This window comes from Succinatimonas hippei YIT 12066, assembly GCF_000188195.1.
GTDB lineage: Bacteria > Pseudomonadota > Gammaproteobacteria > Enterobacterales > Succinivibrionaceae > Succinatimonas > Succinatimonas hippei.
The window spans coordinates 22,549-44,304 of sequence record NZ_GL831075.1; the positions used below are offsets into that span (position 1 = coordinate 22,549).

General features: G+C 39.6%; 22 protein-coding genes. 11 read left to right on the plus strand and 11 right to left on the minus strand.

What is annotated here, in order from left to right:
• Positions 1 to 6: 6 nt before the first annotated feature.
• The 4 genes from HMPREF9444_RS09930 to HMPREF9444_RS09945 all read right to left on the minus strand — a co-directional run bounded on the left by HMPREF9444_RS09930 (position 7) and on the right by HMPREF9444_RS09945 (position 2,036).
• Positions 7 to 606, minus strand: coding sequence for a 5-formyltetrahydrofolate cyclo-ligase (locus HMPREF9444_RS09930; RefSeq protein ID WP_009144309.1), 600 nt, complete (start codon positions 604 to 606; stop codon positions 7 to 9).
• Positions 590 to 898 (minus strand): cell division protein ZapA, encoded by a 309-nt coding sequence (zapA, locus tag HMPREF9444_RS09935; RefSeq protein WP_009144310.1) that lies wholly within the window; start codon positions 896 to 898, stop codon positions 590 to 592. The genes HMPREF9444_RS09930 and zapA overlap by 17 nt, the downstream gene beginning before the upstream one ends.
• A gap of 139 nt (positions 899 to 1,037) precedes the next feature.
• Positions 1,038 to 1,604, minus strand: a complete 567-nt coding sequence (locus tag HMPREF9444_RS09940; RefSeq protein ID WP_009144311.1) for a 6-pyruvoyl trahydropterin synthase family protein — start codon at positions 1,602 to 1,604, stop codon at positions 1,038 to 1,040.
• Between the two features lie 27 nt (positions 1,605 to 1,631).
• The gene (locus HMPREF9444_RS09945; RefSeq protein WP_009144312.1) at positions 1,632 to 2,036 is read right to left on the minus strand and encodes a Fur family transcriptional regulator; all 405 of its coding nucleotides are present in this window, start codon (positions 2,034 to 2,036) and stop codon (positions 1,632 to 1,634) included.
• Between the two features lie 487 nt (positions 2,037 to 2,523).
• On the opposite strand from HMPREF9444_RS09945, the gene HMPREF9444_RS09950 reads away from it, so the two are divergent.
• A complete protein-coding gene (locus HMPREF9444_RS09950; RefSeq protein ID WP_009144313.1) occupies positions 2,524 to 3,135 on the plus strand; it encodes a hypothetical protein in 612 nt (203 codons plus the stop codon).
• Between the two features lie 149 nt (positions 3,136 to 3,284).
• Here HMPREF9444_RS09950 and HMPREF9444_RS09955 read toward each other — a convergent pair whose 3' ends face one another.
• Both HMPREF9444_RS09955 and HMPREF9444_RS09960 read right to left on the minus strand, forming a co-directional pair.
• The gene (locus tag HMPREF9444_RS09955) at positions 3,285 to 4,160 is read right to left on the minus strand and encodes a LysR family transcriptional regulator (RefSeq protein ID WP_009144314.1); all 876 of its coding nucleotides are present in this window, start codon (positions 4,158 to 4,160) and stop codon (positions 3,285 to 3,287) included.
• A gap of 29 nt (positions 4,161 to 4,189) precedes the next feature.
• Positions 4,190 to 5,353, minus strand: coding sequence for an MFS transporter (locus tag HMPREF9444_RS09960; RefSeq protein WP_009144315.1), 1,164 nt, complete (start codon positions 5,351 to 5,353; stop codon positions 4,190 to 4,192).
• 313 nt (positions 5,354 to 5,666) lie between these two features.
• On the opposite strand from HMPREF9444_RS09960, the gene rluB reads away from it, so the two are divergent.
• Positions 5,667 to 6,689 carry a 23S rRNA pseudouridine(2605) synthase RluB gene (gene rluB / locus HMPREF9444_RS09965; RefSeq protein WP_009144316.1) on the plus strand — a complete coding sequence of 341 codons (1,023 nt, stop codon included), beginning with the start codon at positions 5,667 to 5,669 and terminating at the stop codon, positions 6,687 to 6,689.
• Positions 6,690 to 6,854: 165 nt separating this feature from the next.
• Positions 6,855 to 8,474 (plus strand): TerC family protein, encoded by a 1,620-nt coding sequence (locus HMPREF9444_RS09970; protein ID WP_009144317.1) that lies wholly within the window; start codon positions 6,855 to 6,857, stop codon positions 8,472 to 8,474.
• A 60-nt stretch (positions 8,475 to 8,534) separates the two neighbouring features.
• Here the strand turns inward: HMPREF9444_RS09970 and HMPREF9444_RS09975 are convergent, their stop codons facing one another.
• Entirely contained in the window at positions 8,535 to 9,161 is a 627-nt protein-coding gene (locus HMPREF9444_RS09975; RefSeq protein WP_009144319.1) for a histidine phosphatase family protein, read from the minus strand.
• Between the two features lie 148 nt (positions 9,162 to 9,309).
• Here HMPREF9444_RS09975 and HMPREF9444_RS09980 point away from each other — a divergent pair, with 148 nt between their 5' ends.
• Positions 9,310 to 9,816, plus strand: a complete 507-nt coding sequence (locus HMPREF9444_RS09980) for an HD domain-containing protein (RefSeq protein WP_009144320.1) — start codon at positions 9,310 to 9,312, stop codon at positions 9,814 to 9,816.
• A 69-nt stretch (positions 9,817 to 9,885) separates the two neighbouring features.
• Here HMPREF9444_RS09980 and HMPREF9444_RS09985 read toward each other — a convergent pair whose 3' ends face one another.
• The 4 genes from HMPREF9444_RS09985 to HMPREF9444_RS10000 form a co-directional block, all read right to left on the minus strand.
• Complete coding sequence (locus HMPREF9444_RS09985; protein ID WP_009144321.1) at positions 9,886 to 11,355, minus strand: FGGY-family carbohydrate kinase; 1,470 nt, start codon at positions 11,353 to 11,355, stop codon at positions 9,886 to 9,888.
• A 72-nt stretch (positions 11,356 to 11,427) separates the two neighbouring features.
• Positions 11,428 to 12,405: an ABC transporter permease gene (locus tag HMPREF9444_RS09990; protein WP_009144322.1), complete on the minus strand. Its 978-nt coding sequence runs from the start codon at positions 12,403 to 12,405 to the stop codon at positions 11,428 to 11,430.
• 2 nt (positions 12,406 to 12,407) lie between these two features.
• The gene (locus tag HMPREF9444_RS09995; RefSeq protein ID WP_009144323.1) at positions 12,408 to 13,904 is read right to left on the minus strand and encodes a sugar ABC transporter ATP-binding protein; all 1,497 of its coding nucleotides are present in this window, start codon (positions 13,902 to 13,904) and stop codon (positions 12,408 to 12,410) included.
• Positions 13,905 to 13,983: 79 nt separating this feature from the next.
• Positions 13,984 to 14,901, minus strand: coding sequence for an ABC transporter substrate-binding protein (locus HMPREF9444_RS10000; RefSeq protein WP_009144324.1), 918 nt, complete (start codon positions 14,899 to 14,901; stop codon positions 13,984 to 13,986).
• Positions 14,902 to 15,307: 406 nt separating this feature from the next.
• Between HMPREF9444_RS10000 and HMPREF9444_RS10005 the strand changes: the two genes are divergently transcribed.
• The 7 genes from HMPREF9444_RS10005 to HMPREF9444_RS10035 all read left to right on the plus strand — a co-directional run bounded on the left by HMPREF9444_RS10005 (position 15,308) and on the right by HMPREF9444_RS10035 (position 21,639).
• Positions 15,308 to 16,309 carry a LacI family DNA-binding transcriptional regulator gene (locus tag HMPREF9444_RS10005; protein WP_009144325.1) on the plus strand — a complete coding sequence of 334 codons (1,002 nt, stop codon included), beginning with the start codon at positions 15,308 to 15,310 and terminating at the stop codon, positions 16,307 to 16,309.
• Positions 16,310 to 16,740: 431 nt separating this feature from the next.
• Positions 16,741 to 17,814 carry an alcohol dehydrogenase catalytic domain-containing protein gene (locus HMPREF9444_RS10010; protein WP_040909536.1) on the plus strand — a complete coding sequence of 358 codons (1,074 nt, stop codon included), beginning with the start codon at positions 16,741 to 16,743 and terminating at the stop codon, positions 17,812 to 17,814.
• Between the two features lie 152 nt (positions 17,815 to 17,966).
• Positions 17,967 to 18,974: a galactose ABC transporter substrate-binding protein gene (locus HMPREF9444_RS10015; RefSeq protein ID WP_009144329.1), complete on the plus strand. Its 1,008-nt coding sequence runs from the start codon at positions 17,967 to 17,969 to the stop codon at positions 18,972 to 18,974.
• 27 nt (positions 18,975 to 19,001) lie between these two features.
• Positions 19,002 to 19,862 carry an L-ribulose-5-phosphate 3-epimerase gene (locus HMPREF9444_RS10020; RefSeq protein WP_009144330.1) on the plus strand — a complete coding sequence of 287 codons (861 nt, stop codon included), beginning with the start codon at positions 19,002 to 19,004 and terminating at the stop codon, positions 19,860 to 19,862.
• A 146-nt stretch (positions 19,863 to 20,008) separates the two neighbouring features.
• Positions 20,009 to 20,491 carry a PTS sugar transporter subunit IIA gene (locus HMPREF9444_RS10025; RefSeq protein WP_009144331.1) on the plus strand — a complete coding sequence of 161 codons (483 nt, stop codon included), beginning with the start codon at positions 20,009 to 20,011 and terminating at the stop codon, positions 20,489 to 20,491.
• An 18-nt stretch (positions 20,492 to 20,509) separates the two neighbouring features.
• Entirely contained in the window at positions 20,510 to 21,085 is a 576-nt protein-coding gene (gene yfcE, locus HMPREF9444_RS10030) for a phosphodiesterase (protein WP_009144332.1), read from the plus strand.
• A 98-nt stretch (positions 21,086 to 21,183) separates the two neighbouring features.
• Positions 21,184 to 21,639 (plus strand): NanQ anomerase/TabA/YiaL family protein, encoded by a 456-nt coding sequence (locus tag HMPREF9444_RS10035; protein ID WP_009144333.1) that lies wholly within the window; start codon positions 21,184 to 21,186, stop codon positions 21,637 to 21,639.
• Positions 21,640 to 21,756: the final 117 nt, after the last annotated feature.

Sequence of the window (21,756 nt, forward strand, 5' to 3'; positions counted from 1 at the left end):
TTATATCTAGTACTTTTTGATAAACACTAGGTGCCGGGTTGGGGTTATGATTTCATCAAGCGGCATATCCCAATCTTCTGAGGGGACTTCATCTACATATTGAAAGTCATGTGCAAGTCCGATAAGAACGCAGTTGGCACTGACCTTTTTTAATAATCGATCATAATAACCGCCGCCCATTCCCAAGCGATTACCTTTAACATCAAAAGCCAGTAACGGAATTAGCAGCACTTCAAAAAGATCCGGGGTGATTAATTTGTCGCGGTAGGTTAAAGGTTCAAGGATCCCAAAGCGGTTTTTAACTAAACAACTTTCGTCATCATAAGTATAAAATTGCATTTGGCCTTTTTCTGTCGGGTGAATGACAGGCAGAGCTACGGTGTGCTTTTTAGCTTTTAGATAATTATTTAAAAGCATAGTGTTTATTTCGCCGTTAAGCCCGACATAAGAGCCGATTGTTCTTCTTTCTTTAAGTAAAGAAAGAGTAATAACTTTCTCAAAAATATGGGATTCGGCATCACGTAATGCTTTTTCCGACAGCATAAGCCGTGATGTACGCATGCGTTTTCTTAAAGCGTCACGCTTTAACTTAGTCTCGAGAGTCATTTAAATTTTTCTTTATGATGCGGATAAGACTTTTGGCTTCTCTTTGAAAAGGAGTAGAGGCCCCAAGATAACTTTGTAGGCGGTTTTGACTTTCAATGGCAGTTAAGATTGCCGCTTGGGTTATAGATAAATTAGGGGTTTTTCTTAAGATATCGGCGCTGATATTTTGTACTTGTTCGATGGATTTTTTTAGATCGTTTTCCTGCTTTTTGGCGCAGCGCAAAGTAAATTTATTCCCCATAATCGTGAAGGTTATGGAGGTTAATTCATTACCGCTTACCTGATCTTCCATCGTGTTACTCCTTAAAGATTTAAGAACATTTTAGCATCTGCTATTGAAGACAGGAATTTAGCAAAAAATCTTTTTACAAAAAAAAGAAAGAGCTGTGCGCTCTTTCTTATGGTAATTACAAGATTACTGGTTTAAAACCTTAGGCTTTACGCCATCCGCATTTAGGACAAACGCCGTTTTCATTAAGAGCGACCCCGCAAAGAGGGCAACGTGCTCTGCTTTCTTGAGCAGGAAATTCTGCACAGGCGGCATTTACCCCGCTAGTGAAGGTGAGTTTGACGATGTTAAGTTTGTCTTTAAGCAGATCATAGACAATTTTAATCATGCCTTCGACCGTCATAGTTTCTTTAGTTACAACCAAGCGGCAATCAGGATAGGCAGTTGCAAGTTCGGTTTTAAAAGCATCACCTTTCATTTTATTAGAAGGAGCGCCGTTTTTAATGCCTTGTTTTTCGTAAACGTCAAGAATGGCCGGTAAAAGCGGGTCGTCTTCACGCAAAATTAATGCATGATCGAAGTTTTTAAGGACAGCCCAAGCGGTTTTTTGAATTTCGTTGCAAGGAAATACCATGTTAACTCCGGGTTCAATAGTGTCTTCAACTTCAATAGTTAAAACACCGGTATGTCCGTGCAGATATTGAGCTTCACCTTGGAATCCGTAGAAACGGTGAGCGTACTGAAGATCGATTTTGGTAATACTGCGCATGATATATCTCCTTTTGCCGTATCGGCATTAATAATTATGTTTTTTATGTAAATCTTTTTGACAATCAGGACAAAAACCTTTGAATATAATGTCGTGCCCCGTGAAGATGAATCCGTGTTTATTAGCGATATGATCTTCAAGGTGGTGGTTATAGGGCATGTCCACATCAAAAATTCGACCGCAGCGTTCGCATTTTACGTGGTAATGCAGGACGGTACGGAATTCAAAATTATCTGGGCTTCCGGGAACCTCAATCTTATGGATTTGACCTTGTTCAGAAAGTCTGTTCAGATTCCGGTATACGGTAGCCTTGCTTATATTAGGATGCTCATGGGTCACCGCTTCGTAAATTTCCTCGGCGCAGGCATGACCTTTAAGGTTTTTTACCTTTTCTAAAATTAGGGCGCCTTGAATGGTGTTGCGGTTTTTCATAATTATTCCTAATAATTATTCTTTATTGATATTAAATATTATTAAGTAATAGTTTGCAACTTAGTTGATAAATGATCTCAAAGAAAAATCCTATTTCCTGTGTTTTTGTGTATTGGGTATTTAAAAAAAGAAACGTTAAATATACTCATAGAGCAGCTTTTTGGCTCTCTTAAAAAGAGAAACTGATTGGTAGATTAAGTTTTAAACCTAGTGAATATTTAAATGTAAATTTTATGTAAAATTTTTTTGAAAAGCCTCATATATACGGACATTTGGTCAAGAAATGTTTTTATAACGAAAAAAATAACGTATAAAATTTGTTCCCTTAAATATATGGAGTACGGCTACAAGCCCATGTTGCATGAAATTTTTAAAGCTGAAATTATCAAGCTTTAATTCGTGATATCAGGATGCAACAAAACTCAAAACTCCTAATTTTGAGTAAAGTTTTCACGGATAAAGAAGAAAATTAATAGCGGAAAAAGTCATGAGTAAAGACAGTCTTGTTATTTTAAAAGCTTTTGGATGTTTTATCGGAGCATCTTTAACTTGTTTTATTACTTTTGGAGTGGCTTTTGCAGATACTATTTTGTTTCCTGAAGACAAGTTTTCAGAGCAAGGTCTTGTGGAAAACACGCAAACTTTTCTTCTTTTGGCCTCTGCTGCAATTTATTGTTTTATAGGAAGACAGGCTCCCAATAAATTTTATATATTGATAAGCGGTTTTCTTGTCTGTCTTATGATTAGAGAGCTTGATGCCTTTTTTGACACTTATTTATTTCATGGCAGCTGGGTTTATTTTGCTTTAGCTGCTACGGCTTTGTTCGTTTACTCAAGTCTGCGTTCAGGATATAAAAAGGTTATTGATGATATTAGCTCCAGCTTGGAAAAGTATTCATTTTACTGGCTGTTTGCCGGCGTTACGGTAGTTTTGATTTTTTCGCGTATGTTCGGAATGAAAGTATTCTGGGAGAATGCTTTAGGTCCTAATTTTCATGTGGATATGAAGAGACTTGTTGAAGAAACCGCTGAATTATGGGGTTATTTCATAATTATGGCTTCAGCTTTGGTTTGTCTTATTGAGTACAAGAGAAAATAAGGCAAAAATTTTCTCTATCTTTTTTTAAATCGTAGGTTCCTCATTGGTTGCTATTAAGGCTTATCAATGAGGTTTTTGTTTATATATTCTTTTGTTTTTTTAAGTTTGTCTTTGCCCTAACTTAAGATAGAGTAAATTTTTTTAGAAAATCAGATTGAATAGGCTTTACAGATCTTTTCTTTTAAAAAATTAAAATGTTTAAGTTCAGATAATCCGTCTTTCCATACTAATGATAAAGTTGCATCAGGAAAGTTAAGGTTATCATCATTAAGAGTAATGATGCTTTTTGTGAATTCGTAATCAAGATCGGTCAACAGTTCAGGAACAATCGCAAAACCGACATTATGAGATACTAATGATAAGGCATAATAATAATTATCGACCTCCCATGCATTGGGAGATATGGTAATTCCCTTGGCATCACGACTTAGATTTGAGCAGATAACGATTTGGCGATGTTTAGCTAAAAGATCACGCGTTATCTCTTTTTGATCTGCAAGCGGATGATGTTTTCCTACAATAATACGATTGGGAACCTGACGTAAATGGGTGAAATTAAACGGCAGGGTCTCGTTATGATTAAAATAAAGAGCAACATCCAGATCGTATTCAAGCATGAGCTCTTTTACTTCAAAAGAAGAAATCGGGGACAAGCGCAAAGCAAGATGAGGAAATGCCTCTGCATATTGGCGTAAGACATGGAAAAGCTCTGCATCATATATAGAAAAATCAATTCCGAAATGAAGACTTGGCTGGGCCGTGTCATGAAGTGCCATAGCTCGTTCGTAAAAGATTTCGCCGTCTTCAACCAGCTTTTTTACATGTTTTAAAAGTAGGGCGCCGCGCTCGGTAAGTTCAATTTTATGTCCGCGTTTAAACAGTTGATAATTAAGATCGTCCTCTAAATCACGGATATATCCTGAAATTACCGATTGAGCTTTGCCCATATGCCGCGCAGTTTGGGAAAAAGATCCTAATTTGGCGGCTAAAACGAAGGCTTGAAGCTGGTTGAAGTTAAAGTCCATTTTTTCTCCTTTTAAGTGAGGAGTATTTTCTAAGCTATAGCAAATAGTCTTCTTTTATAAATAATAATGAATGACAATGCTAATGACATCAAGCCTAATGCGCCGAATGCTCCGTTTAAGGTTATGAGCTCAGACATGAAGCCGATTAAAGCAGGGCCTAAAATCAAAGCTCCGTACCCGCAAGTTGAAATTGACGATACGGCCGCTATGACCGGCATGCTCTGTTGCTTTCCAGCAAGCGAAATGCAGATAGGCATAATATTGGCTAGAGCAAAACCCAAAACCATAAAGCAGGCGTAGATAATAATTAAATTTTGCGCAAAGTATACGGCTATAAGTGCGGTAGCGCAGAGGCTTACTCCGCCCAACACGACTTTGTAGTTTTTAAATTTACCGATTAAATAAGCTCCTGAAAAACGACCGGCGGCCATAGCGATAATTAGGACAATATAGGCGGAGCTGGCAAATCCGATACTGATATCGGTTTTTTGCAATAAGAAAAGACCTGACCAATCAAGCATTCCGCCTTCAACCATATAAATAAGGCTTGAAATAAATGCAAAGAAAATTACGGCACCTTTGGGCAGTACGAACATTTTCTCTTTGTGCTTTTTATCAGAGTTAAAGATCGCTACGCTGCCTATGTTGCGTAAGGCATTTAATGTTATTCCGGTTAAAATTACGGACGGAATAGCTATTGCTGCAAAAATACTGAATTTTAAGAAAATTAAAGCGCAGATAATGGCAAGAGCTATGATTTCTCCTAATGAATAACATCCGTGCATTGACGGCAGCAATATCCTTTTTGTCGTTTTCTCAAGATGTGTTCCGTAAATATTTCCACCGACTTCAACGCATCCTAACGTTAAACCGAAAATAAATACTGTTGGGGCAAGCAGATGAATCGGGGGCATTGCTGCAAGCAGCAATAAAGATCCCGTAAGCGCAGCCACCGAAAGTGACAGCGCATTCTGGATGCCGGCAAAACTTATAAAAAACGAAATAAGAAGCATTCCTATGATTGAGCCGGTGCCCATCAAAAGAATGATGCGTGAGAGCTCTAAATGAGTTAAAGAAAGCTCTTCTTTAATATAAGGCACTAAAGGTGCCCATGACGCAATTGCAAATCCTGCAAGTGCAAAAGCGGCGCGTGCCGCAAATACTGTTCCTGCAGGACGATTAGCGCAGAACATAACTAACCTCCTGTTGATGTTTCCGTATATATATTATCAATCAAAATTTAATTATAAAAAAGTTAGTTTTCATCAGAATTCTGATGGATGAAGCTATAAAAGATTTAATGTTTTTTTGGCTGTTTTTTCAGTAAGGTACGATGCCTGCTGCGATGATTTCTTTCATAGAAAAAAGTCAGTATGTTAAAATATCTTATTAAGCTTTAATGCTGATTTAATTTACGATTGTGTGAAGAATTCAATTGTGTTTCTGCACGGTCGTAACGTTGTAGATTCCTCCTAAAATGCGGAGGATTTTTTTTGAAGGTGTAATGTGAGCGAAAAACTGCAAAAAGTCTTGGCAAGACAAGGCCTCGGATCACGTCGTGAATTAGACGCATTGATTGCAGCCGGAAGAGTTGAGGTTAACGGAAAAGTCGCAGCGGTTGGCGATCGGGTAGAAGGACCTTTGACAGTAAAGATTGACGGTAAAGTAGTATTAACGCCGTTATCGGAAAAACCTAAATGCCGTGTGCTTATGTACTATAAGCCAGAAGGTGAAGTCACTACTTATAAAGATCCTGAAGATCGTCCTACGGTTTTTGATCATTTACCCCGTCCTGACGGAGGCCGCTGGATTTATGTAGGTCGTCTTGATTTAAATACGTCAGGTTTACTGCTGTTTACTACGGATGGTGAGCTTGCAAATGCTTTGATGCATCCTTCAAAGGAAATTGAGCGTGTTTACGCTGCACGTATTTACGGTGAGGTAACCGATAAGCAAATTGCCGCATTGAAACAAGGTGTGATGCTTGAAGACGGAAAAGCTTCTTTTGATAAAGTTGTTTTTGTAGGTGGTGAGGGACGTAATCAGTGGTATCACGTTTCTTTAAAAGAAGGACGTAATCGTGAGGTACGTCGTTTATGGGAAGCTGTGGGCTTACAGGTCAGTCGTCTTATCCGTATTCGCTATGCCGGAGTGGATCTTGATAATAAATTAAGAGCAGGAAAATATCGTGAGCTTACTTTAAGCGAGATTAATAATTTAAGAGCGGCAGTCGGTCTTAAAGCTCTTGAAAGCAGCGAGATTGCCCGTACTTCTTTAGCTTCAATGAGCAATGATAAAAAGCATGCCCTTGAAAAATTTGCCAAACATAAAGCCAATATTAAAGCCGCAGGTCGTAAAGCTTTAAATGCATCGCATAATCCTTTCAGAAAAGGAAGAGCTGATGACAAAGATCGAAATCCGTACGGCTCCCGTTCCGGAAAGTATGTTTACGGAGACGCCAAGCGTTCATCTTACGGAAGAAAGGATAACGGCAGGTTTGCAAAACGCTTTAGTAAAAACGACCGTTAATATTCTTAGGAATGCGCATATCTTGCAATATGCGCATAATAGTGTATATTTTTATTACTGCCATAAGGCATAAGTCGATAAAGTATTAAAAAAAGTGTCACCTGACAGTTGTTTCTCTTTTATAAATTTATTTTCCTTTCTTTTAACCGTTAAAGAAGTAAAGCTATGGATCCTGTAGTCGCTCATCATGTCATGTTTGACATGGCGTGGGTAAATGATCCGACTGCATGGTTGGGTCTTTTAACTCTGGTTGTTATCGAAATCGTTTTAGGTATTGATAACTTAGTATTTATCGCTATTCTGTCGGCAAAATTGCCAAAGCATCAGCAGGCGAAAGCTCGTTATGCCGGTTTGGGCGGTGCTTTAGTCATTCGTCTCATTTTGTTGACATTCATTTCGTATATCGTGTCTATGACTAAACCGCTTTTCAATTTAGGCGATTTTGCAGTGTCAGGACGTGATATCGTAATGATGATAGGCGGTATTTTCCTTTTATATAAAGCAACGCATGAGCTTCATTCAAAACTTGAAGGTTTTGACGAAGAACTGTCTGCAAGTAAAGCGGCCGGTCACGCCTTCGGTTTGGTTGTGCTTCAGATCATGGTATTAGACGCGGTATTCTCGCTTGATGCCATCATTACAGCCGTAGGTATGATTGACCATGTCTTTATCATGATATTTGCCGTAGTTATAGCTATGGGCATCATGACATTGGCAAGTAAGGCTATAACCGAATTCGTAAGCCATCATCCGACTTTGGTTATTCTCTGTTTAGGCTTCCTCTTGCTTATCGGTTTCAGCCTTATCATGGAAGCTTTGCATTTCCATGTTCCTAAGGGATACCTCTATGCCGCAATCGGTTTCTCGATCCTCATTGAAATCTTTAATCAGGTCGCGCGTAAGAATACCCTAAATTTGGGTTCTGGCGTTAACTCAATGCAAAGCCGAGAAATCGCCGCTAACTTAGTGCTGAGGCTTCTTGGTTCTAATCAGAATCAGGTTCAAACCTTAAAAGAAGCTATCGTTTCAAAAACAGGATCTTCTGTTTTTAACACCCAGGAAAAAGAGATGGTGTCACGCGTATTGCAGTTATCTTCACTGCCGGTAAAAGCCGTAATGACCGCGCGTCCCGATCTTGAAATGGTAGATCTTGATGATGATTATGAATCATTGAAAAAAGAGGCTTTGTCTTTAACTCATTCTCGTTTGGTCGCCTATAAAGACGGACAAAAAGATCAGCCTTTAGGCTATATCAGAAGAATTGACATTCTGACTCAGGGCTTGTCCCTTGGGAAGAATCAGCTGCCTCTTTCTCAGAAGGTTCGTCAGCCGCTTTATTTGCCTGAGACTGTAAATATTTTAAAGGCTCTTGAAGAGTTTAGAAAAGCAAAGAAAAACATCGCCTTTATTTTTGATGAGTTCGGTAATTTTGAAGGTGTCGCGTCACTTCACGACATTATGGAAGAAATCGCAGGTGAACTTCCTGATCAAACCGAAATACCTGAAATCGTCAGAATTCGTCCCGGCGTTTTCAGAATTGAGGGTGATGCCATATTGACTGACATAACCCGTGTTACCGGATTTACCGTGCCGGCAAACGATCAATATCATACTATGGCCGGATTTATTCTTGATTATTTACAAAGAATGCCGGAGCTTGGTGAAAAGATCGCTCTTGCTAAATGGTCAATTGAGGTCATCAAGGTTGACGGTAATTCAATTGAAGCCGTACGCCTTACTAACTTGGCGCAAGCTGCAAAAGCCGGTGAAGTAAAAAAAGCTTAAGCTAAAAACGATGTTTATGGAAAGGGGTGGCAAATTAAATGTCACCCTTTTTGCTTTTGCTTACTGTAATTTTTCTCCTGCAAGGATATCTACGGCATCCTGAAGCAGCTTCCATTTCCCGTCCTTAAATTCAAATACGGTTACGGCACAGTTTTTCTGTTCACGGGTTTTTCTGAAAAACTGGGGCGGAAGTTTTTGTACAGCCATGATCACTGCGCGGATAAAACCTCCGTGACTAACGATTAAAATGTTTTTGTTGCCGTCTGCTTCGTTTTTTATTTCATCTAAAAATATTTGTGCTCTTTTGACAATGCTAGGAATTGATTCACCTCTTTCAGGAGGAATAAAAAATTCCGGATTCATCAAGTAATTATGTAATGGATGATGCGGGTTTTTGCGTATATCCGGAATAAAATCTCCTTCACAAACACCGTAAGATATTTCAATTACCCGATCATATTTGAAAAGAGGACAATTTTTCTGACCCTTTAAGGCTCGTAATGCTGTTTCTTTGGTACGAATGAGCGGACTGTAATAGCATTTGTCAAAGTTAATGTTAGAAATGGCAAGGCTTGCCTGTTCAGCTTGATTTTTACCAAAATCATTAAGCGGAATATCTGCTTGTCCCTGAATTTTGTCTTCAAGGTTCCAGTCGGTCATTCCGTGACGCATAAAATAAAGTTTCATGCAAAATTCCTAGTTTGTTAATGTTAGAAATAATTTTAAATGCAAAAATGGTGCTTTTTACGCAGTTTTAAGAAAAAAGCAGGATTTCCGCACATAATATTTTTAAACTGTTTGGTTAATGTTGAGATAGATAATTAGAGAGTTAAAAATGAACGCTGAGAAAATTTCTGCAGTTTGTCAGGCAATGATTGATTACTATTCAGGTGATCCTAAAAGAATTCAACATTTTGTGAAGGTTCATGCTTTTGCTAAGTTAATAGCAGAAAAAGAAAATTTATCCGAAAATGAGGTTTTTGTTATAGAAATCGCTGCATTAGTTCATGATATCGGTATTAAAAACGCTGAAATTAAATACCACTCCAGCATGGGTAAATATCAGGAAAAAGAGGGACCTTCTGAAGCTAAAAAACTTCTGGAGACTCTTAATATTGACGCACAGATAATTGATAGAGTCTGTTATTTAGTCGGACATCATCACACTTATAAAGCTATTGACGGCATTGATTATCAAATTTTGGTTGAGGCGGACTTTTTAGTGAATATTTACGAGGATTCCTTGCCTAAAAGTTCGGCAGCAAGCATTTTATTCAAAATATTTAAAACAAGAACCGGCATTCGTTTGTTAAAAACAATGTACGCTTTAGAGAACGTTTAAAAGAAAAAACTCCGTAACATACGTTACGGAGTAAAGGTACTATGGAGAGGAGTATTTATAAGGAAAACGTTATTTTGCCAATTTTTCGTTTATCTCTAGGAACTCAGCATACCTTTCGCGCAGATATGCATTGAGTTTAAGATCCGGCTCAATAATTTTCATTGGCTGCAATGTCTGCTTGATTGCATCATAGTAGTCGGAATAATATCCGGCGCCTACAGCCGCACAAATAGCAGCAGCCTTGCATCCTGTTTGTTTTACCGTTGAAATTTCAATCGGCATATTGGCAGTTGATGCGTAGATCTTCATCCACGGCTCTGAGTTGGTCGGACCGCCGTTCATACGAATGGTCGTGGCGTTGGGGGTTATTTGTAAAATCTTGTCCTGATTTAAGGTATGGGAGAAAACAATACCCTCGTAAATAGCATAAACCACATCTTTAATCGTATGGTGAGCCTGCAGACCGTAAAGATTGGCATTCATGCCTATCTGGTAATTTGAACCGAACAGATAAGGCAGGAAGAATAAACTGGTTTTCTTAAATGCTTTTTGTATCTCGTCAACATACTTATTGCACTCGTCAAGGCTTAAGTGAGAAATGACATTATCACGCCACCAAGAGAGGTTTGATGCCGAGGTAGGAGAGCCTTCATGGACGAAGAACAATCCCGGGATGCAGTAGCGACCCCAAACGTAGTGATGAGCTTTTTTAGGTATTGATTTACTTACGGCTGTTGCAATTGACCAGGTACCAGCTGCGGCACTTATTGCGGTATCATCAACGACACCTGAGGCAATTGCAGCTGATACTACGTCAAAGAATCCGCCGAATACCGGGGTTCCTGCAGCAAGTCCTAATTCTTCAGCAGCTTTTGCGGTAATTTTGCCGCATTCTTCTGAAGATCCTACGATAGGTGCAGTTTTGTTCTCACATTCTTCAACGCCGAATAAGGACATTAATTTAGGATCGTATTGTCCCGTTTGAATGTTATACATATTACTGCCGGAGATATTGGTGATTTCAGCACCGATCTCTCCGGTCATACGGAAACGAACGTAGTCGTGCACCATTAAGATGGCTGCAATTTTATCGTAATTTGTTCTTTCGTTTTGCTTTAACCAACTTAAAAGTGAGACAGGATGTCCCGTCCAGATTTGCTGCATGCCGTAAGGATATGCTTTATCAGCAGTGCCGTCGGCAAGCCATTTTAAAACGATATCTACAGAACGTGTATCTGAGGAGATGATGCCGTTACGAACCGGATTTCCGGCTTTGTCAATTGCATATAAACCTTTACCGTGGGAGGAGAAAGATACGCCTTTGATGTCTGCCTTATCAATACCGGCTTTTTTAACAGCACCGCCAGTGACGATACAGACGGCTTTCCACATCTCATCCATGTTTCTTTCGGCAAAACCTTCGGCTTCGCTTAAAAGATTTGCGGTATGCTCGCATACTGCGATTTCTTCACCGGCAAGATTATAAATTCCGGCTTTGATGACAGTGCCGCCTAAGTCAACTCCAAGGAAATAACTCATGGATTTATACTCCGAAATCTTGACTGAAAAACCGGAGAACTTATGTTCTCCGGAATTGAAAGAAATATCTTGTTAGCTGCGGGCTTTCTTCTTTTCAGTACCGACGTAAATTGCAAAGAGAATGATGATGCCCTTGATAACGTTCTGAACGTAAGGGTTGATGCCGATTAAGTTCAAACCGTTATTCAATACGCCAAGGAGCAATGCGCCCATCAGAGTGCCGAGAATAGTTCCTTTACCTCCGTTCATAGCAGCACCGCCTAATACTACTGCAGCGATGGCGTCCAATTCAAAAGCAACACCTGCGTTAGGCTGACCGGACATCAAACGGGAGGTGATGATTAAGCCTGCTAAAGCAGAAGTTAAGCCTGAAATAGTGTAAACTAGGAACAGAATACGTGAAACTTTAATACCGCTTAAGCGTGATGCTTCATAGTTACCGCCGGTTGCATATACGTGACGGCCGAACGGAGTATGATTCAATACGATATAAGCGATGGCATAAACGATTACGGTGATAATGATCGGAGTTTCAATGCCGAGAACACTGCCGCGGCCGAAGAAAGCAAATGCCTGATCAATGCCAGCAATCGGGTAACCGCCGGTATAGATGAGGGCTAGACCGCGGGCAATAGTCATCATTGCCAAAGTAACGATGAAAGGAGGCATCTTAGCGTATGCAACCATCATACCGTTTAAGCCGCCTAAAACGCAGCCCAAGGCAATACCGGCTACGATAGCAACGGTCATCGGCATGCCGCCGGCCATAAGACCTGCCATAATAGTGCCGGACAATGCCATTACTGAACCTACGGCAAGGTCGATACCGCCCGTTAAAATAGCGAAAGTCATACCGACGGCGATAATGGCGTTAATTGACACCTGACGACCGATATTTGACAGGTTGTTGTAGGTAAGGAAGCTGTCGCTTACAACGGTCATAATAATGAAAACGAGCAGGAATCCGATTAACGGATAGAAAATCGGTTGTTTGCTAAGAGCTTTAAAGGTGCTCATGGCTTTAGAGTCTTGAGAAACTTGAGTGTTCATTCTTATTTGTTTCCTGTAGCGTATAACATGATGGTATTGGAGTTAATGTCTTCACCGGTTAAATCGGCGACGATTGCGCCTTCCCTGAAAACTTCAACTCGGTCACATACACCGATAATTTCCGGCAGCTCGGATGAGATCATGATGATCGAAATGCCTTGTTCGGTAAGCTTGCGCATCAGCTCGTAAATTTCAGCTTTAGCGCCAACGTCAATGCCGCGAGTCGGCTCATCGAAAATGAGCACTTTGCAGTCATTGTTTAACCATCTGCCGATGACTACTTTCTGCTGGTTTCCGCCGCTAAGATTTTGAACTGCGGTCTCATGGCTAGGGGTTTTAACTCTGACCTTTTTAATCAAATCTTTTGCGGTTTCCACTTCTTTTTTATCATCGATGAATATTTTGCCGACTATCCACTTGGAGTAGTTGTTCATGGCAATATTCTCAGTGATGGAAAAAGGTAAAATCAGACCTTCGGCTTTACGATCTTCAGGCAGCAAACCTATTCCTTTTTGCAAGGCCACGTCAGGAGAGCCTAGAGTCTCTTTTTTGCCGTCAAGAATTACTTCTTTAGAGTAAACCGGATCGGCTCCGATTAAAGCGCGGGCAGTCTCAGTACGACCGGCTCCGACCAAGCCGAAGAAACCTAAAATTTCGCCTTTGTAAAGTTTGAATGAACTCGGTTTACCGTGCTTTTCACGAATAAGGTTGTTAACTTCAAGAATAACTTTTTCGTGAGGAGGAACTTCTGGTTTAGGAGGATAATTGTTTTCAACTTTGCGTCCGACCATCATTTCGACCAATTCGTCGACATTGGAATCTTTAACCGGTTTCGTGCCGACATAGGTTCCGTCGCGCAAAACGGAAATGGTGTCGCAAATTTCGAAAATCTCATCAAGGTGGTGCGAAATGAAGAACATTCCAACGCCTTTTTGCTTAAGTTCGCGCATGATGTCGAACAAGTGATCGGCTTCTTTTGGCGTAAGAGTTGAAGTAGGCTCGTCAAGTACTAAGATTTTGGCGTTAAGTGACAAAGCCTTTACGATTTCAACGAATTGCTGCTCTGCGACACTAAGTTGTTCTACAGGAACGTCAACATTAATATGAACGTCGAGTCGGTCAAGGATCTTTAATGTTTCGACGCGCATTTTTGCAAAATCAATTAATCCGAATGCATTTTTGATTTCGCGATTTAAGAAAATGTTTTCTACTGCGTTTAAGTAAGGAATTAAGGATAATTCTTGGAAAATAATGCCGATGCCTGCGTCAATGGCATCTTTATAATTGCCGAACTTGACTTCTTTACCTTCAACGAAAATTTTGCCTTCATCATTACTGTAAATACCGCACAAAATCTTCATTAAGGTCGATTTGCCCGCTCCGTTTTCTCCCAGAAGCGCGTGAATTTCACCTTTGTCCAAGGTCAAAGAAATGTTATCAAGTGCTTTTACACCTGGGAAAGATTTACTAATTCCTTGTAATTCTAATAGTCTTTCCATAGTAACCCCTATAAAACCATCCTTATTAACTAGTAATAAGGATGGCAAGAATTAATTATTTACTTATGAAAACAAAGAATTACCAGGAGAAGCCCTTAGCATTTTCTTTGGTGATCAAAGTAACATCAATAGGGATTTCTTTAGGAACATTGGCGCCCCAGTATTTAGCGAGGGCGATACCGATACCTACGCGGACCTGGTCACGAGGATACTGTGCTGAAGTACCGATGAATGGGGAGTTGCCTTTTGCGATTTCTTCAACAGCCTGCGGGTTACCGTCAACGGAGGTAAGTTTGATATCGCGGCCTGAGGACTGAATTGCTGACAGGGCGCCAAGTGAACCTTCATCGTTTACGGAGAACATACCCTTGAGGTTAGGAGCAGACTGGAGAATGTTCTCAGTAACGTTCATAGCGATAGCGCGGTCTTGCTGTCCGTTCTGGACGGTTACAATCTTGATCTTAGGATAATCCTTCAGAGCATCTTTACAGCCGCGGACACGTTCCAAAATAGGAACTACAGGGATACCGTCAAGAATTGCAACATCGCCTTCGCCGCCGATGGAGTCAGCTAAGAACTTGCAAGCTTTCAAACCTGCATCATAGTTCTTTGAACCGACGAATGAATCGATAGGGCCTTCTGCTTGAGCGTCAATTGCAACAGTGACTACGCCGGCCTTGTTGGCGTCAATAACTGCTGACTGGATGCCTACAGAGTCGGTCGGGTTAAGCAGCAGAATGTCAATATCTTTCTGGAGCATATCTTCAACGTCACTAATCTGTTTTGAAATGTCGTGACGAGCGTCGGTAATAACGACTTCAGCACCAACTGATGCGCAAGCTTCTTCCAAAGCTTCCTTCATGGTGACGAAGTAAGGGTTATTCATTTCCTGGAAAGACATACCGATTTTCAGCTTGTCGGCTGCATTTGCGCCAAAGGAAAAAGAAGCAATGGCAGCAGTGGTAGCTACAGCTAAAATGGTTTTGGTTAATTTCATAGACAACTCCTTAAGTTTTTTTACATGCAACGCTGCCTAATAAAATAGGGCAATGACAACGTTAACATGAATTTAATATATTAATTTTGGTGCATGCTTTTCGTGATCGGGGACTAAAAAATCGACATTTTAGTAATAAATATATAATTTATGTGACATGTATAGAATTTATAAAAATAAATAAAGTACAAAAAAATAATCCGTGTAAAGAATTTATTAATTTTTAATTGTTTGTTTTATAAAGTGTTTGTATTTTAATGTCGAACAGTATCTGTAGCTTAAGGCAAGAGTCCTAGCGATAGTTTCTCAATTTTTTGAGACCGAACTTACACATTAAATAAAGGCATTTAATATTATATATTTATTATGTTTTTAGAAAATTTTTTCTGTGTTTCTGAGGATACTTATGAAAAATAATAAAGAAAAAGAAGTTACTATCGTTGATATAGCTAAGTATCTGCAACTGTCGAATATTACGGTATCACGCGCATTCTCAAATCCTCAGCTTGTAAAGCAAGAAACCAGAGAATTGATTTATGAAACAGCCGCCAAACTGAAGTATCGTCCAAATGCTTTTGCCCGCAGTTTAAAGACCAATTCAAGTAAATTAATCGGGGTTATTACCGACAGTACGTATAATCCCGTGTATGCTCAAGTTGTGAAAGAATTGTGCGAGAAAGCAGACAAGAACGGATATACCTTAATGATGTTTGAAACCGCTGGCAGCTCAATCAATGAAGAAAGAGCGCTTGATGCCTTATTCAGTTATAAAGTAGCCGGAATCGTGTTATCGGTAGTTCATGATATAAAAGGGTACAAGCCGTCTTACGTACAGCGGGCCCGTGGCTATAACATTCCCTTGGTGCTTTTGGATCGTGATATAGACGGTTATCGCTTGCCCGGTGTGTTTTTGAATAATTATGAAATAGGGGTGAAGTGCGGCAATTATTTGGCTCAAAAGGAAATTAAAAAGTTGCTGATTGTAGGCGGACCTGAGGAATCTTTGATTACTCAGGAGCGTATTAAAGGAATTTTATCGATTCTTGAAACAAAGCAAGTCGATTATGAAATCGTTTATGCGGATTATGCTTATGATAAAGCAAAGGAAAACTTAAAGACTTATTTTAAGACGCTTCCTAATCCCCCTTCTCATTTTGTAGGAATTAACGGACTCATTTCTCTTGCCTTTATCGGTATGTGCAGGCAATACGGCATAAAAGACGTGGATTATTTTTCAATTGATGAGGTTCCTTATGCTAAGGACTTCGGTTTTGATATTCCTTGCGTCTATTCAAGTCCTTTTGAATGGGGGCAGAAGATCTCGGAATTGCTGTTTAATCTTATAGAGAACAATAATTCGTCTAAGTTTAATGAAAGACTATATGTATTAGGAAAAGTAATTGCTTAATAGCAAAAGGAATAATGGGTAAAGTCTATTATGGTCGGAACTCTGTCTGCAGCCGTTTTGTGGGTGCAGTTTGCAGCAGCATGATAGGGTAAAAGATCTATACAAATTCTATAAACTTTAAAGTAAAAAGAACTAAAAGTAAGGAATATTAAGCTGTAATCAAATATTTTTACATTATATATCAAATGGTTGTTTATAGAAACATTCTTCGATGTGATTTTACGGGGCGTAATCGTAGCTCTTTATAAGAAAAGCAAAATTCAGCCAAAAATATGTCGTAATTCTCAAAATAAAGCTTCAATTTTTTTTATTGAACAAGTTTGCAACATAGATCACTATCTTTTTATTTTTTTAAAACAATAATGATAACGTTATCATTTAAAGACAAAAGCTACATTTTCGTGGCTTATTAAAACATGAGGACAAAAAATATGGCTCAAATTCCGGCAAAGATGAAGGCACTGGTAAATCACGGTCCGCACGATTATCGTTTGGAAATGATTGACACTCCTATGCCCGGTCCTAATGAAGTTTTGATTAAAGTCGGCGCATGCGGTATCTGTGCCGGTGACATCAAGTGCGAAGCAGGCGCAAAGATGTTCTGGGGAGAGAATCCTTGGGTTAAGACCCCGGTAGTCCCTGGCCATGAGTTTTTCGGTACCGTAGTAGCTATGGGCGAAGGCGCAGAAGAGCATTTCGGCGTTAAGATGGGTGAACGCATTCTTGCCGAGCAGATTCTTCCTTGCGGTAAGTGCAGATTCTGCAAATCAGGCCAGTATTGGATGTGCCAGCCTCATGACATGTACGGTTATCAGGGTAAGATCGCCGACGGTGGTATGGCTGAGTACATGCTTTTCCATCCGAATTCAGTTATTCATAAGATTCCTGATGCTTTGTCTCTTGAAGACGCAGCTTTTATTGAGCCGATGGCTTGCTCAATGCATACTACCGAAAGAGCTAACATTCAATTTGAAGACGTCGTAGTTTTGGCAGGTGCCGGTACTTTAGGTCTCGGTATTGTTCAGGCTGCAGCATTGAAGCATCCTAAGAAGCTAGTTGTTCTTGATACTATTGAGGCTCGTTTGGAACTTGCCAAGAAGTTCGGTGCCGATGTTGTCATTAACCCGGCAAAAGAAGACGCTTTGAAGGCAATTCTTGATATGACTGACGGCTATGGCTGCGATGTTTATATTGAAGCCACCGGCAATCCGAGAGGCGCGGTTCAGGGTCTTGAAATGACCAGAAAGTTAGGCCGCTTCGTTGAGATGAGCGTATTCGGTGCTGACGTAACTGCCGACTGGTCAATTATCGGTGATCGTAAGGAACTTGATATTTTGGGCGCTCACTTAGGACCTTATTGCTACGACACCGTAATCTCTTTACTTGAAAGAGGCTTGATTACTTCTAAGGGCATCGTAACTCATACTTTCGATCTTGATCATTGGAAGGAAGGCTTCGAGACCGCTCACGGCAAGGATGCAATTAAAGTAATTCTTAAGCCGTAATTGAGAAATGTTGAGGAAATCAGTGTTTCTCAACAAGCGTTTTATTTATCTGAAGTAAAATGTATTGCCTATATGGGAGTGAAAACAGCACTGTCATATAGGCTTTTTTGTATCAGATCCGGTCTTTATCAACATTTTTAAGAAGGTTTGTTATGAAAGTAAATAATGCTTTAAAAGTAACCGTCGTTTGTTCTCAACTTTTGCTTGCCTCTTCAGTTTTTGCTGCAGAATCTAAATCTGCCGATGTTTTTTATTACAATTTAACCGATTCTTTCATAGCAAATCTTGACAAGATTCTGACACAGGAAGGATCAGAGCAGGGAATAAATTTAAAAAAATATAACGCGGCAGATGATGCCTATGCGCAAAGTGAAACTTTGGATATTGCGCTTGCCGATAAAAAAAATACTCCCCTTTTAATTAATTTGGTTGATTCTTCTTACGCTGGTGAATTTTTGGCATCTTTACCTAAAGATACTACTCGCCAGATTATTTTCTTTAATCGTAATGTAAGTGACGCAGTTTTAGCTTCATATGATAATGCGTGGTTTGTCGGAACCTCTCCGCGTGAGTCAGGTCGTTATCAGGCAGAAATCTTGGTTTCTTATTTAAAAGCCCACCCTGACTATGACAAAAATAAGAATGGGGTTTTGGATTTGGTGATGTTAAAAGGTGAGCAGACCCATCTTGATGCTGTGTTGAGAACCCAGGAGGTTTTGAAGGTTCTAAACGAACAGGGAATTAAATATAAAGTAGTATTTAGTGCTAACGCAAATTGGCAGTTCCAAAAAGGCTTTGATTTTATGGACCAGGCGGTAAGTTCTCTTACTTTCAATAATATTGAGGCTGTAGTCTGCAACAATGATGCAATGGCCATGGGAGCAATCACCGATCTTAACCAGTACGGTTACAATCTTGAAGATGCAAACAAATATATTCCGGTTCTGGGTATTGACGCTATTCCTGAAGCAAGAAAAGCCGTAGAGGAAGGAAGAATGCTCGGGACAGTGTGCAATGATGCGACCAAGTTAAGCGAAGTATTGGTAACGATGGTAAAGCTTGATACTAAAGACTCAGAGGAAATATCTAAAGCAATCGGATTGCCTGTTTTAGATAAAAGGATCTCAATTCCGTATCACAAGATTTGCAATGCGCAATAATATTAAATTTGCATGAGGAGTTTATCCATGAGAATTCATCCGCTTGGTATATATGAAAAAGCGCTGCCTAAAGATTTGACATGGAAAGAGCGTTTTGAAATCGCAAAACAATCAGGTTTTGACTATGTTGAAATGTCAGTTGATGAAACTGATGAACGGTTATCGCGCCTTGATTGGACTAAACAACAGCGTAAAGATTTCGTGTCAACCAAGATTGATTGCGGTATTTTGACCCCGTCAATGTGTCTTTCCGGTCATAGAAAATATCCTTTTGGCAGTCATGATCCTAAAATCCGTCAAAGAGCGTATGACATCATGGCTAAAGCTATTGAGCTTGCCAATGATTTAGGTATTCGCAATATTCAGCTTGCAGGTTATGATGTTTATTACGAAGAACAGGATGAGGGTACTTTGGAACGTTATGACGAAGGTATGCGTAAAGCAGTTGAAATGGCTGCAGGTGCTCAAGTTATGCTTGCTACAGAAATTATGGATACTCCTTTTATGAGTTCAATTACCAAGTGGCAGCGCTGGAATAAAATGCTTAATTCACCGTGGTTCGGTGTTTATCCTGATGTCGGTAATTTAACTGCTTGGAATAATGATTTGGATCAGGAACTTTCAAGCGGAATTGACAAGATCACGGCTATTCATTTGAAAGAAACTTTACCGGTAAGCAATACTTGCAAAGGACAGTTTAGAGATTTGCAATTCGGTGAAGGTACTGTTGATTTTGTTAATATTTTTAAGATATTAAAGAAATTAAATTATCGCGGCAGCTTTATGCTTGAGATGTGGGGGGACAAAGTTGATGACCCTATCGGTAAGATAGTAAAAGCCCGCGAGTATATTGAACAGAAGATGGCTGAGGCAAATTACCAGCCTTGATTTTAAATTTGTTTTACGATTAAGTACTAAGCCGAACGGGAGTCTCATTCGGCTTTTTTACGTATTGAGTATCCTTTTGTTGCTATGCAAATTGGTATAATTCAGTAGTGAAAATTAAGTCAAATAGTAAATTTTAGGAGTCGGTCATGTTTTTTGTAAAAGATAAAGGCGAGCCCATATATGCAGCGATGAGCGGTCATGTCGTATCTATAGGTGATGTTGATGAGCCGATTTTTGCAGGAAAAGTCGTAGGTGACGGTGTTGCGATCATCCCTGCTGACGGTGATGCTGTAGCTCCGATTTCAGGTGTTATTTCGTTTATCTCAGATCAAAAACATTCATACGGTATTACCGGAGATAACGGTATTGAAGTTTTGCTGCATATTGGTATTGATACTGTTAAGCTTGAAGGAAACGGTTTTACTCCATTAGTAAAAAAGGGTGAGAGAGTTCAGGCAGGTCAGCCTATTTGTAAAGTTGATTTGGATTTTTTAAGACAGAAGCGTTTTGATATCACCTCTCCGCTGATTATTACATCAGGCTCTGTTGACAGAATTAAGCGTTTAACTTTAAGAACCGGACAGGCAGTGGCAGGAGAAACTGTGTGCATGCGTTATGTCGTAAGATAGTCAATAACGGGTTTAAATATGCGCTATTTAGTTTTATCTGATATTCACGGCGGAGCAGAGGAAACTGCTCTTGCTTTAGAGTTTTATAAAAAGTTTTCCTGTGATGCAATTGTCCTTTTAGGTGACCTTTTAAATCATGGTCCGCGTAATAAAATTCCCGGCAGTTACGCGCCGATGGAAGTAACTACACTTTTAGATCTTTATAAGGACAAGATTGTAGCAGTAAGGGGTAATTGTGACGGGGAGGTTGACGGAATGATGTTTTCCTTCCCGTGTAATGCCCCTTACGGTTATTTGTTTATAGAAAAAGACGGAAAAATTCGCAGAATTTTTTATACTCACGGACATCTTTATGATTTTAAGACTGAAGATGGAATAAAAAAATTAGGTTTAAAGCGCGGAGATATTGTTTTGTCCGGACATACTCATATCTCAGGCGTTTTTGAATATGCGAACGGTATCATTAATATCAATCCTGGTTCTATTTCAATTCCTAAAGGAGGGACCGCTGCAGGCTTTGGTGTTATTGATAATGATCAGATCTCTTTATATGAATTAAACGGTACAAAAATCAAAGAATTTAAGCTTTGGTAAATGTTTTTGAGAAGTAAATAGTATTTTTGAATTTTTCTTGTTTTCAAAAATACCAGATCGGGTATTATCAACTCATCTGATTAATTTAGGAGAATAAAATGTTCGCGTCAAATATTGCCTTGGCTAAAAAATATGATTATCTTGCCGAAAAGTTCACTAAAGCTTATGACTGGCTTGCCAACAATGACGTTACCAAGATGGAAGATGGTCGTTATGATATTTGTGATGGAGTGTTCGCTTTAGTTCAGCGTTATACCACCATGCCGTTTGAAAAGGCTCGTTTTGAAGCCCATAACGATTATTTTGATATTCAGTATATTGCAGAAGGTGAAGAGTCTTTTGGCGTTGCCCTGCGTTCTGACTGCGAAGTAGAAGAAGAGAAACTTGAAAATGATTGCATTTTCTTCAAGGCTCCTAAGTTCTATACTCCGGTAAATCTTAAGAAAGGCGATTTCGTCGTTGTTCCTCCAGAAGAGGTTCACCAGCCGCGTGCTGCTTATCAGGGTAAAGAAATGCCGGTTGTAAAAGTAGTAGTAAAAGTAGCAGTTAAATAATTATTGCTGGTTTTCTTTAGAAAAGCTCGGTTTGGTCTCCGGGCTTTTTTTATTTGTAAAAATATAAGCTAGAGCCAAAAAGATTAAAAACTGATATGAAGTGACCGGTGTCAATAC

What these genes read in the sequence shown, in the direction of transcription:
- HMPREF9444_RS09930 (WP_009144309.1), bottom strand. Translation starts at nt 606, where the DNA reads ATGACTCTCGAGACTAAGTTAAAGCGTGACGCTTTAAGAAAACGCATG.
- zapA (WP_009144310.1), bottom strand. Translation starts at nt 898, where the DNA reads ATGGAAGATCAGGTAAGCGGTAATGAATTAACCTCCATAACCTTCACG.
- HMPREF9444_RS09940 (WP_009144311.1), bottom strand. Translation starts at nt 1,604, where the DNA reads ATGCGCAGTATTACCAAAATCGATCTTCAGTACGCTCACCGTTTCTAC.
- HMPREF9444_RS09945 (WP_009144312.1), bottom strand. Translation starts at nt 2,036, where the DNA reads ATGAAAAACCGCAACACCATTCAAGGCGCCCTAATTTTAGAAAAGGTA.
- HMPREF9444_RS09950 (WP_009144313.1), top strand. Translation starts at nt 2,524, where the DNA reads ATGAGTAAAGACAGTCTTGTTATTTTAAAAGCTTTTGGATGTTTTATC.
- HMPREF9444_RS09955 (WP_009144314.1), bottom strand. Translation starts at nt 4,160, where the DNA reads ATGGACTTTAACTTCAACCAGCTTCAAGCCTTCGTTTTAGCCGCCAAA.
- HMPREF9444_RS09960 (WP_009144315.1), bottom strand. Translation starts at nt 5,353, where the DNA reads ATGTTCTGCGCTAATCGTCCTGCAGGAACAGTATTTGCGGCACGCGCC.
- HMPREF9444_RS09970 (WP_009144317.1), top strand. Translation starts at nt 6,855, where the DNA reads ATGGATCCTGTAGTCGCTCATCATGTCATGTTTGACATGGCGTGGGTA.
- HMPREF9444_RS09975 (WP_009144319.1), bottom strand. Translation starts at nt 9,161, where the DNA reads ATGAAACTTTATTTTATGCGTCACGGAATGACCGACTGGAACCTTGAA.
- HMPREF9444_RS09980 (WP_009144320.1), top strand. Translation starts at nt 9,310, where the DNA reads ATGAACGCTGAGAAAATTTCTGCAGTTTGTCAGGCAATGATTGATTAC.
- HMPREF9444_RS09985 (WP_009144321.1), bottom strand. Translation starts at nt 11,355, where the DNA reads ATGAGTTATTTCCTTGGAGTTGACTTAGGCGGCACTGTCATCAAAGCC.
- HMPREF9444_RS09990 (WP_009144322.1), bottom strand. Translation starts at nt 12,405, where the DNA reads ATGAACACTCAAGTTTCTCAAGACTCTAAAGCCATGAGCACCTTTAAA.
- HMPREF9444_RS09995 (WP_009144323.1), bottom strand. Translation starts at nt 13,904, where the DNA reads ATGGAAAGACTATTAGAATTACAAGGAATTAGTAAATCTTTCCCAGGT.
- HMPREF9444_RS10000 (WP_009144324.1), bottom strand. Translation starts at nt 14,901, where the DNA reads ATGAAATTAACCAAAACCATTTTAGCTGTAGCTACCACTGCTGCCATT.
- HMPREF9444_RS10005 (WP_009144325.1), top strand. Translation starts at nt 15,308, where the DNA reads ATGAAAAATAATAAAGAAAAAGAAGTTACTATCGTTGATATAGCTAAG.
- HMPREF9444_RS10010 (WP_040909536.1), top strand. Translation starts at nt 16,741, where the DNA reads ATGGCTCAAATTCCGGCAAAGATGAAGGCACTGGTAAATCACGGTCCG.
- HMPREF9444_RS10015 (WP_009144329.1), top strand. Translation starts at nt 17,967, where the DNA reads ATGAAAGTAAATAATGCTTTAAAAGTAACCGTCGTTTGTTCTCAACTT.
- HMPREF9444_RS10020 (WP_009144330.1), top strand. Translation starts at nt 19,002, where the DNA reads ATGAGAATTCATCCGCTTGGTATATATGAAAAAGCGCTGCCTAAAGAT.
- HMPREF9444_RS10025 (WP_009144331.1), top strand. Translation starts at nt 20,009, where the DNA reads ATGTTTTTTGTAAAAGATAAAGGCGAGCCCATATATGCAGCGATGAGC.
- yfcE (WP_009144332.1), top strand. Translation starts at nt 20,510, where the DNA reads ATGCGCTATTTAGTTTTATCTGATATTCACGGCGGAGCAGAGGAAACT.
- HMPREF9444_RS10035 (WP_009144333.1), top strand. Translation starts at nt 21,184, where the DNA reads ATGTTCGCGTCAAATATTGCCTTGGCTAAAAAATATGATTATCTTGCC.